Origin of the sequence: Butyrivibrio sp. WCE2006, from assembly GCF_000701985.1 — a bacterium.
Lineage (GTDB): Bacteria > Bacillota > Clostridia > Lachnospirales > Lachnospiraceae > Butyrivibrio.
Window position 1 is genome coordinate 1 of record NZ_JNKH01000024.1, and the last position, 16,307, is coordinate 16,307.

The following is a 16,307-nucleotide window of genomic DNA, read 5'->3' on the forward strand; positions in this document are numbered from 1 at the left end:
AAAGTATTATCTGTGTGAAGCAGCATTATCTCTTGTAAGATGCGACAAAGAATACAGCGACTTCTATCACCTCAAGTACAAAGAGGTGAACAGATACCAACACAAACGTGCACTCGCATTAACTGCTCGTAAACTTGTGCGATTAGTCTTTCGACTGCTGAAAGACAATCGTCTATATCGTCCAGCATAGTAGTATCACCTACTTGCTGATGAGTACGCCCTGCTCATTTAAAAATATGGTCGACAGGGCTTAGGTGGTCGTTTTTTCTTTTCGTGAAAAATGTCAAAAAATAAAAGATTTTTTATTTTTCTTTACTTGACATCACACCGCTGGACTTACTCCATATATCAGAAGCGGCAGGCATATCATAGGCTGTACAAACTGCGGATTCCACATTCCTATGAACAAAACTATTCCGCAAAAGGAGTATGACAAAGCTCCGCTAAGACGTGAGCTGAGTGAAAATTTCCTGCTTTCAGATGCCAGAAGAAGGAATGATAGTCCTGCAAGATATGGTCTAAGCACGATAAGGAACTGAAAATAGTAATAGATATATTTTGAAGGTAAAAATGCTGCAGGAAGATTAAGCGGATCTCCTACCGCATAGTACTGCATGGATGTAAGAAAATCGGCACCATAACCTATTCCCAGATCATAATTCTGTATGGAAAGCTTATGCTCCACAAAAATCCTGTACAGCACTCCTCTTAAGTATCTTCCGTACTTTGCCAGAGCATTAATATGCTGCTCAAATGCATCAGAACTGTTAATAAGTGACTTTCCACTCTTTACAAACCATCCCCATACAAGGATTGCCATAGCAAAATAAAGTATCGTAAAAAGAATATAGCCTGCCTTATTGGTTTGAGTAGATTTCTTTTTCATTATCAGGTTAACCTCGGATTATTATTTATCGTTTATTACATACGGAAGAAGTTGGTAGCCCAGAAGGCTTCTTCATTCACTGCCGTTATTCTGTTGTACTGAAGCACGACTGCTGAGTCTGCATCATAAGGTCTTACGAGTTTGCCGTTTTTTACACTGTAGCTTACAGGATTAGTCTTATATCCTTTTCTGCTGGTTTCAAGAACCCTTAGAAGCCTTGCTTCGTCCGGTATCCCCAGCGGCGCAATTTTAATCTCGCATACCGTAAGATATGCATTTGTATTAACCACCACAATTGTTGCCGTGGTTCTGTTAAATCTTCCATAAGCCAGTACACCTTTATCCGCTTCAAGCCTTACAAGAGAACCCGTTTTTAATTCCATGCTGGACTTATGTATACGGATCATTTCTTTGTGAAACTGAATAAGATCATGGTCCTCAGTTCCCCATGGGTATGTTCTTCTGTTGTCAGGATCTGTAAAACCGCAGACTCCCGCCTCATCACCATAATATAGCGTAGGTGCTCCGGGCCAGGTCATCTGCACCACAACTGCCTGCCTCATGACAGCCTTGTTTATACCTTCCTCGGCAGCCTTAGGTCCCTTTGTGCCGCACCTTCCCACAACATGATTTGTTCTCGTAAGAAATCTTGAGTGATCATGATTTGAAAGCTGATTCATTGCAACAAACAATGATTCCTGTACAAAGTTGTCTGCTTCTGACTTAATCATTGTGTCCCAGAATCTGTCAACATCACCGATGTACTCTCTGTGAAATTCATCACTGTGTTTCTCCATACCGGTAAGGAAATATGTCAGCGGCTCCATGAAGGCATCATAGTTCATTATGCTGTCCCACTCTTCACCCTTTAGCCATTCATGAGCACTACCATAGTGCTCAGCAAGTATCAAAGCATTTGGATTAGCTTCCTTAACTTCTTTTCTGAATCTTTTCCAGAATCTGTGATTATACTCCGCTGAGTGTCCCAGATCCGCTGCTACATCAAGTCGCCATCCATCTGCATTATAGGGTTCGGAAACCCATTTTTTGCCGATAGCAATTATATAATCCTCAAGCTTTTTACTTCCCTCATAGTTTAGCTTTGGAAGTGTATAATACCCCCACCAGCCTTCATAATTGCTATTATATGGCCAGTTACCACCCTGGAAACCAAAATATTCATGATATGGACTATCCTCAGCAACATAGGCACCTTTTTCATATCCGGGAACATCCTCATATATTCTTTCCCGGTCCATCCATTTATTATATGAGCCACAATGGTTAAACACTCCGTCCAGTATGACGCGTATTCCTCTTCTGTGGGCTTCAGAGATTACTTTGGCAAATAGCTTGTCAGAAGCTTCAAGATTGCTCTTATTCGTTACTCTCTCGATATATCGCGTTGCTTTCTTATTATCTTCCCCATCCTTTAAGAGATTACCGTTATCTGTAACAATTACCCCGAAGTGAGGGTCAATATGATCATAGTCCTGGGTGTCGTATTTATGACACGAAGGAGATACAAAAAGAGGGTTAAAATATATCGCATCAATTCCAAGATCCTTTAAATAATCGAGTTTTTCAAGTACACCCTGAAGATCTCCACCATAGAACTCCCTGATATTCCCGTCAGGATCAGGATATTTTTTCCAGTTTGTAACCTGCACGGACTTTTTCCCAACATAGTTATACTCGTTTGTCAGAACATCATTATCAGGGTTTCCATTCCTGAATCTGTCCACAAAAATCTGGTACATGACTGCGCCTTTTGCCCAGTCAGGAGTCCCAAATTCAGGAATCATTCTAAATCTGTATTTTTCTGTTACTGATGTGTTAACACCGCTCTGATCATAGAATAGTGTTTCATCTTTATCTTCAATTCGGAAATAATAAAAGACAGTCCCACCTTTTTCGGGAACCTTAGCTTTAGCAAGATAATAATCAAATCCATCTTCGCAGTGATGCTTTTTCATATCAATCTCACCGGAATCTGAATCGCTTTTGTAAACAAGAACTATCTTCTCTGCATCACCCTCACCACAACGGAAGTATATGAACATAATATTCCCCGGCTTTGGTTGTGTAGGCTGATAAAAGTCCAAAGTCATATCATGAAATAATCGATCTCTTCTAATCATAAAAACCCCTTACATAGCAAAAAAGACAGCTTAGGGTTGCTGTCTTTTTTAGAGAAGGTATTTCTTTCTTATGGGTATAGCAAAAAACTTTAATGTATTGGGGGTTACGAGATTATATTAGCACCACCTTATATTGTGGTAAATACTCACGTTTCACAAAATAACTAAAAGCCCTCATACATTTTTGTATAATATGCACAAGTTTATATTTTTTCCGCAAGTGCTGCTACTTCTTCCCTTAGTGAAACAGCCGGATGGGAAGCGAAAAGTGCTTCAAACTCTTCACGTCCAATCTTTTCTTTTTCAATTAAAACTGCAGAACAGGAATGCAGAATATCTTCATAAGACCTTATTATCTCCTTAGCCTTCGCATAGCAAAGGTCAATTATATCCTTAACCTGTTTGTCTATTTCTCCGGCCATCAGCTCAGAATTTCTCTTGTTATGCTGAATATCATATCCGATAAATACGTCTTCTTCCTGCTCATTGTAATTAATGATACCAATTCGCTTGGACATACCATATACGGTTACCATTTTTCTGGCTTCATTTGTTGCCTTCTGGATATCACTTGATGCACCTGTGGTTATATCACCAAATATGATCTCCTCAGCTATTCTTCCGCCAAGAACAACCATAATCTCCTGAAGCATCTTTCCTTTTGTAAGGAACATCTCATCCTTTTCAGGAAGGGGCATGGTGTATCCGGCAGCGCCCATACCGGTGGGTATTACTGATACTGTATATACCGGTCCCACATCAGGAAGAACATGATATAGAATGGCATGTCCTGCCTCGTGATAGGCTGTTATCTTCTTTTCCTTGTCTGAAATAATATGACTGTGCTTTTCAGTACCTATACCAACCTGAACGAACGCTTTCTGAATATCTGACTGAACAATAAATCCTCTGTTGTCCATCGCTGCATTTATGGCAGATTCATTCAAAAGATTCTCAAGGTCAGCGCCGGTGAATCCGGCTGTTGTCTGGGCAATACTTTCAAGATCCACATTCTCTGCAAGAGGCTTGTTTCTTGCGTGAACTTTGAGTATTTCATGTCTGCCTCTCACATCAGGTCTTGCCACAGTAATCTTTCTGTCAAAACGTCCGGGACGAAGTATAGCGGGATCCAAAATATCTACTCGGTTTGTAGCTGCCATGACGATGATGCCTTCGTTAACTCCGAATCCATCCATCTCTACAAGGAGCTGGTTAAGAGTCTGCTCACGCTCATCATGTCCGCCGCCCATACCTGTTCCACGTCTTCTTGCAACAGCATCAATCTCATCGATAAAAATAATACATGGTGAATTCTTTTTAGCATCTGCAAACAGGTCTCTTACACGGGACGCACCTACACCGACGAACATCTCCACAAAGTCAGAACCTGATATACTAAAGAAAGGAACTCCGGCTTCACCTGCAACAGCTCTTGCAAGAAGTGTTTTACCTGTACCGGGTGCACCCTCAAGCAGGACGCCTTTAGGTATTCTCGCACCTACTCTTGTAAACTTACCCGCATCCTTAAGGAACTCAATTATCTCAGTAAGCTGTTCCTTTTCTTCAACAAGCCCGGCTACATCAGTAAGCTTTATCTTATTGTCTTCCCCTGTTGACATACGGGCTCTGCTTTTACCAAAGTTCATCATCCGGCTGTTGCCCGATGACTGGCCCTGAGCATTGTTCATCATCACAAACAGGAACGTAATTACAAACAGGCCTACCAATATAGGAATTATGCTGCTAATGAGCAGATTCTCTCCGGGAACATCCCTGACTACCGGATCAACACCATTTTGTACAAGAATATCCTCTATCTGCGAAATATCCGTTGCATACAAAACCTTTTCGGTATTATCCGAAAGAGTTATCTGTATAACTCCGGTAGGTGTCTCCTCATTAGGAATGATAACGGCGCTGTATACCTTGCCGCTCTTTAAATCCTGTACGAGCTGTCCCCTTGTGTAAGCTGTATCTGATGTGGGAATCCTACCCTTCCCATACTCAAGGAAAGCAAGTGCAAGAAGTAATACCACTATCAGACCAAAGTAAAAATTAAATCCCCTGTTTTTATTCACTGTTTATCCCCTTTAATCGAACTCTACTACCCCAATGTAAGGAAGGTTTCGATATCTCTGATCATAGTCAAGTCCGTATCCCACAACAAATTCATCAGGAATCTCAAATCCTGTATAATCCACTTTTACATCCATTACACGTCTCTCAGGTTTATCAAGAAGTGTGCAGAGCTTTATACTTGCAGGACCTCTGTCTCCAAGCATCTTTATAAGATAGCTGAGAGTTCTTCCTGAATCCACAATATCCTCAACGATAAGCACATCCTTGTCCTTAAGAGGTTCGTCAAGATCCTTAACGATTTTAACCACTCCGCTGGATTTTGTTGAAGATCCATAGCTTGAAGCAGACATAAAGTCCATTGTTACAGGCACTGTGATTCTCTTTGCAAGCTCACACATGAAAAATGCTCCACCCTTAAGAACGCATACAAGGTGAACAGTCTTGCCAGCATAATCTTTGCTGATCTGCTCTCCTATTGCCTGTATTCTTCTGTCGACTTCCTCCTCAGAAAGTAAAACTCTAACTGATTCTGCCATAATTACCTCACTTCCAGGAGTGTAAATCACTCCGTCTTCTTCATTCTTTTGTTACTTTAACTTCCAAAACCCTGTTTGAAAAGTCATCCAGTTTATAAAGATCACCTATCCGGTATCCCGGAACCCATAAAACGTTATTCCCGTCAGCCAGAATATAAATAGAATCTCTAACATCAACCGGTATCTTTTCATCTATCATGAATTTTTTCAGTTTCTTATTTCCATTTCCGATTGAGATAATATCTCCGATACTTCTCGTTCGGAATTGCAAACTATTATTTATTTTATCATAATTGAGCCATTTCGTATATTCTCCCGTAGGGATTTTAGCCCCCTGCTCATAAGGAAAAACTCTAAGATTAACCTTCCCCATGCCTGGTATTCTAAGTGAAACGTGCTCTCCTCCATCAAGCGCTTCCATATCGGGAAACACAGTCTCTGTAAAAGGATTCTCAGCAGCTTTAAAATAGAATTTCAGTTTATCGTATACTCTTATAACCTTTATTCCATAGGGCAGATCCTGTTCCTTGGATCCTTCATTTGAAAGAACCATCCTGCTTATCGTATTGATGTGCACATCCTGAATATCCTTAACGTGCGGATACAGCATCTGTATTCCTTTTATAATCAGACGTTCCCTCACCACCTCATGTTTAGATGCAAGAACGTTGCAATCCAGAATAACCTCGCCGTCCTTATGGCTCACAATCCATCCCTTTGTCTCATCAGCCATAGCCTCTAAAAAATCATCTATTTTTGCAAAATAGTCAGCTGTTTCTGCTACATGCTTATCTGCCTGAGGATTGATCTGCTTTTTTGCTACAGGAATAATATTATGTCTTATTCTGTTCCTCGTATAATCATCAGTAAAATTGCTGTCATCGTTGCAGTGTTTAAATCCCTGCTCATCAAGATAATTCTCGATACTATCTCTATCGGTCTCTATAAGAGGTCTTATTATCTCAAAACCATCTCTTGATCCTTTGGCTCTTATTCCTGATAAGCCCTTTATTCTGCTGCCCCTGAAAAGATTATGAAGAACTGTCTCCGTCTGATCATTTCTGTTGTGAGCGGTTGCAATTTTCACATTTCTTCCATATTTTTCCGAAAGATAACCTGCTATCTCACAAAAAGCTTTGTATCTCTCGTTTCTGCCTGCCTCTTCTTCAGAAACATTGTTGTCATGATATATTCCCGGGATATCTATATCCCTTCTGAAAAACTGTACATCATACTTTTTGCATAGCTCCTCGACAAATTTTGCTTCGCCTTCTGCAGCTTCCCTTATCATATGATTTATATGGACCACGGCAAAATTAAATAACAGTTCTTCCCTGAGGCTTCTCAGAACATGAAAAAGGCAGACAGAATCTGCACCCCCCGACACACCCGCAAGAATGATTTCCCCGTCTGCTATAAGTCCTTTATCAACAATAAATTTCTTTACATCTTCAGTCAAATTGCTCATCATATAACCAAAAAGACTCCGGAGTGTTCCGGAGCCCTTATAAACTCATTTTCCAGCGCTCTTATCCTTGAAAATAATCTCTCCGGGATAAACAAGCCCCAGTTTTTCTTTAGCGACCTGTTCGATATACTTTCTTGTAGTTGTATATGTCTCAAATTCAGCAATTTCTTCTCTTCGTTTTTCTTCCTGCTCAATCTGAGACTGAAGTATATCAATTCTATTATGGTATGAATCCCTCTTCTCAACCAGGCTTATACTTCTTACTAAAACCACAACAAGAAGCAAGGCTACTGCAACAGTGGCCATTATCATACCATATTTGTTTTGTACACTAACTCTCTTGTATCTCGCTCTTGTTGCCATTAAAACTCCCCATCCGAAACAATTATCATTAACGTTATTTCGGAGATAAACCCCTCAAATATATTTTAGTACGCTCAAAAAATGCTGTCAACAAGTACACTATAGTCGATAGCGCTATATAAATCAGCGATAATTCTCACGCTGTAAGGTACAAACAGTGAATATGTTATGCAGATATTAAAGGGTACTCAAATATATCTATATAGTGACGATACATCCTCTTTATGTATTGTTTCCTTAACGTCCAGTACTTCAACCTTCACATCTTTATTACCAAAGCTGATAGCTATTATGTCACCTGCCTTAACATCTGTGCTGGCTTTAGCCACTCTGTCATTTATCATGACTCTACCTGCATCGCAGGCTTCATTGGCTACTGTTCGTCTTTTTATGAGTCTTGTCACTTTTAAATATTTATCTAATCTCATGGCTGTCCTCCGCTGACTTCCTCTTGTTTATCTTCTTGCTTACCTTCCTCTTGTCTATCTTCCTCTTGTTTGCCTTCCTCTGGTTTATTCTCATCTCCAGAATCAGTAGAATCATTATTGCCGCTGTTATTCTCATCCGGATTATCAGTATTCTTTACCGGTACCATTTCGGGGAAGCTATAGGTCACATTTGTCTGTTCCTTATCCACCTGTATTGTATAGCTCTTTGTTTCAAATCCATCTTTTTGAAGAGTAATTGTATGCTTTCCAGGAGTTTTTGCAAAGCTCACAGGCATGATTCCGACATAGTTTCCATCCATGTATACCTCTGCTCCGATAGGTGCATCAAAGGTTACCTTGTATCCACTTATTACATTGTTTTTATCTTCGGTATTCTCTCCATCTGATGAATCTCCTGTGTTGCTGGTAGAAGCTGCATCTGATGTGTTAGTAGTCCCTGTTCCTGAATAGGTTGCGGCATCTTCCTCTGCGGGAGCCTGCGTTGCTGCCGCCTCAGAGTCCACGGATGCAGTTGAACCTGTGCTGGAACTGGAAGAAGCCTTTGTATTTGATTTCTTTTTTGCGGTATCAGACTTGGACTTTGCCGCATCAGCGGCTTTTTTCTTCATCTCATCGAGCCATTCATCTGTTGAAGTTGCCACCTTGGGCTCATCAGAAACAATTGTCGAAGACTCCTCGGCAGAATCCACTTCTTCACTGGATTCCTCCTCACTTGAAGCCTCCTCCTCTGCTTCCTTATCCTTTGAACCCTCTTTTTCTTCAAGCTCTATAAAAAGAGTAGCATCCGGCTCAGCCACCTTAAGAGTGTGATCCTGTGGTTCATAGCCATCAGCCATTACATGCAGCTTGTGCATACCATAGGTATAGCTGTGAGGAACCTCTGTGAGCACCTCTTCTCCATCCACAAATACTCTTGATTCCTCAGGAGTAACCACAAATGTTACATTACCCTCTTTTATCTTTTCCACCTCTGCAACGCTGGTGTCTATAACGGTCTCTTCATTCCTGTTTACAACAATTTCAGATGAAAACTTCGCACCATTTCCCATGATGGCTACATTATATGTACCTTCAGGTGCACTGATGAGCATTCTGGGAGTTATTTTCCTGATTACTTCTTTATCAAGCTCTATCCATGCTCCCACAAGACTTCTGTCATTTACCGTGTCTGAAGAGAGGCTCACATATCCATGGCCCTTTGTGACCACGATACTATATATTTCTTTATCTATTCCGCTTACACGTAATGTGTCGGTAGAAAGGATATCTTCAGGATTAACTGCCTGTCCCTCGGATATTATCAGTGTTTTGGGAGTAATATGTAAAACCGTGCCCTTTATTTTGGCCGTCTCATCATCACTTACAAGATCAAAATCATTTACTCCTGCCTCTACCCATGCATCAGCTGACACTGCAAGAGAATTCAAATGTTTTACGCCTTTTAAGAATGTGATATTAACAACCTGTCCGACTTCAAGCATTGATGCAGACATCGGATTTCCATGCACATCGTAGATCATGGAAGTATTATCATAGGTTAATGTATAATTCTTCCCTATATCATGATTTCTGAACTGGATAGACTTAGCATAAGTATTGACCTGCTTAACAATTGCAGTATCAGCAGAGTCATATTTTGCCAAAAGAGAAACTCTGACTTTTTCATCTTTGTTTATGATCACATCCGATGCCAAAGCATACGAAGGTCTGATCAATGAAAAAATCAGAGTAAATAGCAATATGAAAAATATTTGAAAACACTTTTTCATAGGCTCCCCCTTTTCCCAAAAAAGTACTTGCTTCACTTCTCCTTTTTATTTACAAATCCGAAAAATATATCCTCATCCAAAAGATATTCTTTCAAATTATGCGAAGGCTCTTCCAAAACATCCTCCAACATGGCAGAGAGAATATCTCCAAGTTCTTTTCCGGGTTTAATGCCTTTTTTTATAAGGTCATTGCCGTTGACTGCAAGCATTTTCAGAGAAATACACTCATTATCACGTTTAATATCATTATACAGAGTTTCTAATTTATCAATCCACTCATATTTCTCATTTCTGCGATAATTACTCTGTGCAGCGGTATCTGCCCGTTTTACTTCCAATAGGAACGGAAAAAGCTCGTCTCCTATCTTATTGACTGCTTTTCTTACATTTTTCTTTTCAGCAGGGAATCTCCAATCGTGGTACTTCACAAGCACTTTAACCTTATCCATGGTGTCCCTGTCAAATTTCAGGCGCTTTAATATTGCAAAAGCTGTATCTGCGCCTTTTTCTGCATGTCCTCTGAAGTGATCCCTTCCACTTTCATCAGTAGTCCTGCAGGAAGGCTTTTCAATATCATGTAGAAGCATAGTAATTCTCAGTATTCTGTCATTCTTTACTGATTCCACGCTCCTTACTATATGCTCGCCTACATTATATGAGTGATGAGGATTTATCTGGGGTGTTTCAAAGCATCTGTCGAATTCCGGCATTATAACCGAAGTGATACCTGTCTGATATAACTCGCGCATCTCACCAGGATTAGCAGATATCAGAAGCTTTACCAGTTCTACCTGAATTCTCTCAGCACTGATTTTCTTAAGTGTTGGTGCCATGTCGATAATGGCCTGTCTTGTATCCTCCTCAATGGAATATCCAAGCTGTGCTGCGAATCTTACAGCTCTCATCATTCTTAAGGCATCCTCTGTGAAGCGCTCCTTTGGATTGCCCACACAACGGATCACCTTTTTTTCTATATCGGCAAGACCGTCAAATTTATCAATAAGTCCATCCTCTTCACTATATGCCATTGCATTAATAGTAAAGTCTCTTCTCTTTAAATCCTCAATAAGACTGGCAGTAAAAGTTACGTCCTTTGGATGTCTTCCGTCTTCATACTCACCATCTATACGATAGGTGGTTACTTCAAAGCCTTCCTTACCTATCATGATGGTTACAGTACCATGCTGTATACCTGTATCTATAGTTCTTCCAAATATCTCTTTTACCTGCCAGGGTCTTGCACTGGTTGTTATGTCCCAGTCCCCCGGCTCTCTATTCAGAATACTGTCCCTGACGCATCCGCCTACCACATAGGCTTCATAGCCTGCTTCATGGAGTTTATTAAGAATTTGAGCCGCAGGTTCCGGTATGTTAATCCTAATATCTTTTCGTTCCAACTTTTTCCCTACAGATGGAATCATGTTGCTTCAGCACAAAAAGGTACTAAATTCAAAATCCACCTTTTATTTCCTTGAAAATTAATATGCTCTGCCCCAGTAAACCATCTTGGTTGCAGGTTTGCCGCAGCATACGCATGTGCCTGCAAGGTTCTCCTGCTCAAAAGGAATACATCTGCTGGTTACAGAATAATCTTCCTTTATCTTGTCCTCACATGCTCTGTCGCCACACCACATAGCCTTTACAAATCCCTTGGTCTCTTTGAAGGCTTCTTCGAACTCTTCTTTATTAGTAGCAGCGAATGTATGTGTATCAAGATGATTCTTAGCTCTCTCATACATATCATTCTGTATCTGAGGAAGAAGTTCTCCTACCTTAGCTGCAACCTCATCGATAGGACATTCAATCTTTTCAGATGTGTCTCTTCTTACGAGGACGCACTTTCCTGCTTCGATATCCTTAGGTCCAATCTCTATTCTGAGCGGAATACCTCTCATCTCCTGATCAGAGAATTTGTATCCGGGGCTTCTGTCTGAATCATCAAGCTTAGCTCTAAAGTCCTTAAGAGTCTCCAGCATCTTACCTGCTGTCTCAAGAACGCCTTCCTTCTTCTGCTGAATAGGTATTATCATAACCTGTACAGGAGCAATTCTGGGAGGAAGTACAAGACCTGAATTATCTCCATGAACCATGATCATAGCTCCGATAAGTCTTGTTGTTGCTCCCCAGGATGTCTGGAATACATGATGAAGCTTGTTATCTTTTCCTGCGTACTGGATCTCAAATGCTTTAGCAAAACCATCACCAAAGTTATGGCTTGTTGCTGACTGAAGCGCACGTCCATCATGCATAAGAGCTTCTACAGTATAAGTTGCCTCTGCACCTGCGAATTTCTCCTTCTCAGTCTTCTGACCCTTAATAACCGGAATAGCCATATCCTCAGCAAGGAAATCAGCATATACATTAAGCATCTGCTGTGTTCTCTCCTCAGCCTCTTCAAATGTAGCATGTGCAGTATGCCCCTCCTGCCAAAGGAACTCTCTTGAGCGAAGGAATGGTCTTGTCTCTTTCTCCCATCTTACAACACTGCACCACTGATTAAGTACCTGAGGAAGATCCTTATATGAATGAATCTCTCCTTTATAATAGTCACAGAAAAGAGTCTCTGATGTAGGACGTACACAATATCTCTCTGTAAGCGGTTCTGTACCACCGTGTGTAACCCATGCTACTTCAGGAGCAAAACCTTCAACGTGATCCTTCTCCTTCTGAAGAAGAGACTCCGGAATCAACATTGGCAGATATGCATTTGTTACACCTGTCTTCTTAAAACGCTCATCCAGATGCTTCTGAATCAGTTCCCATATAGCATATCCTGCGGGCTTAATTACCATAAAGCCTTTGATATTTGAATAACTGATAAGTCCTGCTTTAGTAACTACATCTGTGTACCATTGTGTGAAATCCTCATCCATTGAGGTTATCTCTGATACAAGTTTCTTTCCATCCTGTGCCATGATAAATCTTCTCCTCTGTAAACAATATTTTAATTCTGACAAAAGCAGACAGGTAAATGTACCGCCATTGCAGAATATCCTATCATAATGTAATAACCGTGATTCATGAAAGCTTTTACTGTATTGCATTCATGAAGTGACAGTTTGTATCATGATAAAGCTTAAATGCACTGTTTGTCAATGATGTGGCATCCGGAAGGCTTTACACAGGTCAAAACCATTTTCTTAGGAAACTTTTATTATTTTTATTAAAATATGTGGCGTATTTTTCACGTTATTTAAGTACTAATTGTAAAAAAACATTAAATTTTAAAAATTTTTCAAAAAAGTGCTTGCATTATGAAAAGAACAGTAGTAATATATCACTTGTCGCCGAGATAACACGGCAGACAACAACAGATAAGCGCTTCTAGCTCAGTTGGTAGAGCACCTGACTCTTAATCAGGGTGTCCAGGGTTCGAGCCCCTGGAGGCGCACGCCGAGTACTGTTTTGTGGGTATATCCCATGGGGCGGTACTTTTTTTGTATCCTGAATTAATTATGATGAGTCTCTAATTGCTTTTGTCCCCACAGCCAAATACTTATCAAATAAGAAAAAACATTCAAGAATCTATGACTTTTTGTGGGCAAAAGCGGAAATCGCCCGCAAAAATCCTGCCTTCGGCAGGACACGCTCCTCGCTTCGCGAGGACCTGGTCCAATACGATTCCCGTTTTTCTGAAGAAAAACAGGTATCTATATAATAAAACCCATCTGCTGATTAAACAGATGGGTTTTCGATTTTTATATTCTTTGATTTCAATCATTAAAATAGTAGATATCAGTCATTCTCAGATGAAATATTTTCAGCATCCTCAGGATGCTCAAGCATCTTCTGCATAGTCTTCCATCCAAGAACCGCACATTTTACTCTGGCAGGCATATGTGAAATATCCTGAAGGGCTGCAGCTTCGTCCAGCTCCTCAAGTTCTTCTTCGTCCTTTATTTCACCCTTTATCATGCCCATAAAAGTACCGGCAAGCTTTATGGCATCTTCCTTGGTTCTACCGATTACCTGATCCGCCATCATATCAACTGAGGCTTGTGATATGGCACAGCCTGAGCCTGAAAACATTGCGTCTTCAATGACACCATCCACAATCTTAAGCTGAAGAGTTATATCATCTCCACAGCTGGGATTAACTCCCCTGAGAACCAGATCGGGATTTTCCATATCGCCCTTATGAGCAGGGCGAAGATTATGCTCATTAACTATTTCTCTATATAAACCTTTTAAATCCATTTTAACCTCAATAATTCGCTCTATAAGCTTAATATCCCATTACACTTCTAACACCTGCAAGATGCTCAAGAAACCTGTCTACTTCCTCTTCTGTATTATAAAAATACACACTTGCTCTTGCTGTTGATCCGGCACCGATAAACTGCATCAGTGGCTGTGCACAGTGATGTCCTGCTCTGACACATACATGATCATCGTTCAGTACCGATGATATATCATGAGGATGAACACCTTCCATAGTAAATGTAACTATTCCGCTGTGTTTTGCGGGATCTGATGAACCGTATATTTTTATGTAAGGAAGCTTTTTCATGCCTTCCATCATACGTGTTGTAAGCTTAAGCTCCTGCTCTTCAATAAAATCAAATCCCACATTCTGAAGATATTTGATTGCTGCTTCAAGACCTACTGCCCCTGCTGCATTGACCGTTCCTGCCTCAAATTTGTGAGGAAGCTCTGCATATGTGGCATCTTCTCTTGTAACATATTCGATCATCTCACCGCCGGTGAGGAAAGGATTCATGTTTTCAAGCAGTTTCTTTCGACCGTACAAAACACCGATTCCCATTGGTGCCATAAGCTTATGTCCTGAAAAAGCATAGAAATCTGCTCCCAGATCCTGAACATTTACCGGAATATGGGGCGCAGCCTGAGCTCCATCCACAATAACCGTAGCACCCATTTCGTGAGCATATGCAGCAATATCCTTTACAGGATTGGTAATTCCAAAAACATTGGAAACATGACCTATAGAAACTATTTTGGTCTTTTCCGTAATCTTACTCTTATACTCCTCAGGGGTTATAACGCCTTCTTCATCAGGCTCAAGAAAAACAAGCTTAGCCTTTTTCTGCTTTGTGACCATCTGCCATGGGAGTATATTACTGTGATGTTCCATAACGCTTATGACAACTTCATCGCCCTCCTCAACATTAGAAAGGCCATAGCTGTATGCCACAAGATTAAGTGACTCAGTAGTATTTCTGGTAAAGATTATTTCTTCTGTAGATGATGCGCCTATAAAATCAGATACTGTTTTTCTGGCATTTTCATATCGGTCTGTAGCATCAACGCTCCAATCATATAGTCCTCGAAGCGGGTTGGCGTTTGAATTCTCATAAAAATCCTTTATTGCATCCACAACTGCATTAGGTCTTTGAGAAGTTGCTGCATTATCAAAATATATATAATTCCCTTTACCTAATATAGGGAAGTCTTTGCGGTAATCTTCAGGTCTGGACATTTGCTTCTCCTTAAAGTATTGTTCTAATAAACTGCTGAATTCTGATAATCAGCGCTTCATCCGGTATCATGCGGGCTATACTTTCCATACGTGCACGGATCATGAGTTTTTTGGCTGTCTCCTCATCTATTCCGCGGCTTTCCATATAAAACAGAGTGTCGTCGCCAAGCTGTCCTATTGATGCGCCATGGCGTCCGTCTACGTCTTCTTCCTCGCACAGAATTACAGGAACTGTCCTGTTAATTACATCGGGACTCAAAAGAAGTGTATCTTCCTGCTCATCACCTACTGAGCCAGCACTTCCTGACTTAAAGTCAAGTGTTCCTCTGAAGGTCTTCTCAGCCTCATCGAGAAGTACTCCTCTAAATACCATGTTTGACTGGGTCTTCTTTCCCATCTGGTCAGCAACATAGTTCATATCATATGACTGCTTATGACGGCACAGATAACCTGTGTGATTGTTGAATACACTGCTGTCTCCCAAAAGGGTTACTCTGCATCCTCCCCAGGTTTTTCCGGCTCCAAGCTGCATATTTATGGTCTCAATATCTGCATCTGTATCGCAGACTCCACCAATATCCTCAAAGTGAGTTATTTTTTCTCCGAGCATCTGAACCTTTACAAGGTTGATTTTAGCCCCTTCTTCTGCAAGAAGCCTTGTCTGAACTCCTAAAAATCCATTACTTTCAGCTTCGGAATCATATTCCATTATTACTGTAATTTCAGAGTTCTTCTTTGCATGAATGACCTGATTACCAAGTACATAATCTCCGTCATTTAAAGCATAACTGATAACTACAGGTTCCTCAACTATATATCCTTCTTCTGCGGTTATAAGGCTGACAGGAACATTCATTTCCTTCATGAGGTTGTCAATCTCTGCTCCCATGCCTGTCTTAACTGTCTGGCTTTCGTTTAACAAAGAAGTATCTCCGTTTGGTCCCGGAAGACCAATTCTCTTTGATGCTATCTTTTCATTGATATCTGCAAACAGTTCAGTAATATCCTTCTCTGTTACATCATTTTTGAATGTAACTGCTGAAGGTATATTCTCAGGCTCAGGTGTATTTACAACCTTCACATTAAAATCTTTTATTTCTATCTCACTGTCGTTTGACTTTAAAAAGCGATAAGTCAGGGCAGGAAGATGATTTACTTTTAATACACTATTCAATT

The 16,307-nt window shown here is 40.5% G+C and carries 13 protein-coding genes and 1 tRNA gene; 1 reads left to right on the top strand and 13 read right to left on the bottom strand.

From position 1 onward, the window contains the following. Positions 1–322: 322 nt before the first annotated feature. The 10 genes from T501_RS13430 to proS form a co-directional block, all read right to left on the bottom strand. Positions 323–886 carry a YfhO family protein gene (locus T501_RS13430; RefSeq protein WP_044915351.1) on the bottom strand — a complete coding sequence of 188 codons (564 nt, stop codon included), beginning with the start codon at positions 884–886 and terminating at the stop codon, positions 323–325. 35 nt (positions 887–921) lie between these two features. After that, a complete protein-coding gene (locus T501_RS13435) occupies positions 922–3,027 on the bottom strand; it encodes a glycoside hydrolase family 13 protein (protein WP_049945620.1) in 2,106 nt (701 codons plus the stop codon). Between the two features lie 203 nt (positions 3,028–3,230). Continuing rightward, a complete protein-coding gene (ftsH, locus tag T501_RS13440; RefSeq protein WP_044915353.1) occupies positions 3,231–5,105 on the bottom strand; it encodes an ATP-dependent zinc metalloprotease FtsH in 1,875 nt (624 codons plus the stop codon). A gap of 12 nt (positions 5,106–5,117) precedes the next feature. Then, positions 5,118–5,642, bottom strand: coding sequence for a hypoxanthine phosphoribosyltransferase (gene hpt / locus T501_RS13445; RefSeq protein WP_026509047.1), 525 nt, complete (start codon positions 5,640–5,642; stop codon positions 5,118–5,120). Positions 5,643–5,682: 40 nt separating this feature from the next. Further along, positions 5,683–7,113: a tRNA lysidine(34) synthetase TilS gene (gene tilS / locus T501_RS13450; protein WP_044915355.1), complete on the bottom strand. Its 1,431-nt coding sequence runs from the start codon at positions 7,111–7,113 to the stop codon at positions 5,683–5,685. A 42-nt stretch (positions 7,114–7,155) separates the two neighbouring features. Then, complete coding sequence (locus T501_RS13455) at positions 7,156–7,473, bottom strand: FtsB family cell division protein (protein WP_026509045.1); 318 nt, start codon at positions 7,471–7,473, stop codon at positions 7,156–7,158. A gap of 188 nt (positions 7,474–7,661) precedes the next feature. Continuing rightward, positions 7,662–7,901, bottom strand: a complete 240-nt coding sequence (locus T501_RS13460) for an RNA-binding S4 domain-containing protein (protein WP_022761750.1) — start codon at positions 7,899–7,901, stop codon at positions 7,662–7,664. After that, positions 7,898–9,691: a PEGA domain-containing protein gene (locus T501_RS20345; RefSeq protein ID WP_050008310.1), complete on the bottom strand. Its 1,794-nt coding sequence runs from the start codon at positions 9,689–9,691 to the stop codon at positions 7,898–7,900. Before T501_RS20345 ends, T501_RS13460 begins: the two co-directional genes overlap by 4 nt. A gap of 32 nt (positions 9,692–9,723) precedes the next feature. Beyond that, the gene (locus T501_RS13470) at positions 9,724–11,073 is read right to left on the bottom strand and encodes a CCA tRNA nucleotidyltransferase (RefSeq protein ID WP_044915385.1); all 1,350 of its coding nucleotides are present in this window, start codon (positions 11,071–11,073) and stop codon (positions 9,724–9,726) included. Between the two features lie 96 nt (positions 11,074–11,169). Next, positions 11,170–12,606: a proline--tRNA ligase gene (gene proS / locus T501_RS13475; protein ID WP_026509043.1), complete on the bottom strand. Its 1,437-nt coding sequence runs from the start codon at positions 12,604–12,606 to the stop codon at positions 11,170–11,172. A gap of 403 nt (positions 12,607–13,009) precedes the next feature. Here proS and T501_RS13480 point away from each other — a divergent pair. After that, positions 13,010–13,082 (top strand) — tRNA-Lys (locus T501_RS13480). Between the two features lie 344 nt (positions 13,083–13,426). Here T501_RS13480 and sufU read toward each other — a convergent pair. Genes sufU through T501_RS13495 form a run of 3 tightly spaced genes read right to left on the bottom strand, consistent with a single transcriptional unit; the run spans position 13,427 to position 16,305 of the window. After that, a complete protein-coding gene (gene sufU, locus T501_RS13485; protein ID WP_026509042.1) occupies positions 13,427–13,888 on the bottom strand; it encodes a Fe-S cluster assembly sulfur transfer protein SufU in 462 nt (153 codons plus the stop codon). Between the two features lie 28 nt (positions 13,889–13,916). Continuing rightward, a complete protein-coding gene (locus T501_RS13490) occupies positions 13,917–15,131 on the bottom strand; it encodes an aminotransferase class V-fold PLP-dependent enzyme (protein ID WP_044915356.1) in 1,215 nt (404 codons plus the stop codon). Between the two features lie 10 nt (positions 15,132–15,141). After that, complete coding sequence (locus tag T501_RS13495; RefSeq protein WP_050008311.1) at positions 15,142–16,305, bottom strand: SufB/SufD family protein; 1,164 nt, start codon at positions 16,303–16,305, stop codon at positions 15,142–15,144. Positions 16,306–16,307: the final 2 nt, after the last annotated feature.

Coding starts and splice junctions, on each gene's coding strand:
- T501_RS13430 (WP_044915351.1), bottom strand. CDS start 886: ATGAAAAAGAAATCTACTCAAACCAATAAGGCAGGCTATATTCTTTTT.
- T501_RS13435 (WP_049945620.1), bottom strand. CDS start 3,027: ATGATTAGAAGAGATCGATTATTTCATGATATGACTTTGGACTTTTAT.
- hpt (WP_026509047.1), bottom strand. CDS start 5,642: ATGGCAGAATCAGTTAGAGTTTTACTTTCTGAGGAGGAAGTCGACAGA.
- tilS (WP_044915355.1), bottom strand. CDS start 7,113: ATGATGAGCAATTTGACTGAAGATGTAAAGAAATTTATTGTTGATAAA.
- T501_RS13455 (WP_026509045.1), bottom strand. CDS start 7,473: ATGGCAACAAGAGCGAGATACAAGAGAGTTAGTGTACAAAACAAATAT.
- T501_RS13460 (WP_022761750.1), bottom strand. CDS start 7,901: ATGAGATTAGATAAATATTTAAAAGTGACAAGACTCATAAAAAGACGA.
- T501_RS20345 (WP_050008310.1), bottom strand. CDS start 9,691: ATGAAAAAGTGTTTTCAAATATTTTTCATATTGCTATTTACTCTGATT.
- proS (WP_026509043.1), bottom strand. CDS start 12,606: ATGGCACAGGATGGAAAGAAACTTGTATCAGAGATAACCTCAATGGAT.
- sufU (WP_026509042.1), bottom strand. CDS start 13,888: ATGGATTTAAAAGGTTTATATAGAGAAATAGTTAATGAGCATAATCTT.
- T501_RS13490 (WP_044915356.1), bottom strand. CDS start 15,131: ATGTCCAGACCTGAAGATTACCGCAAAGACTTCCCTATATTAGGTAAA.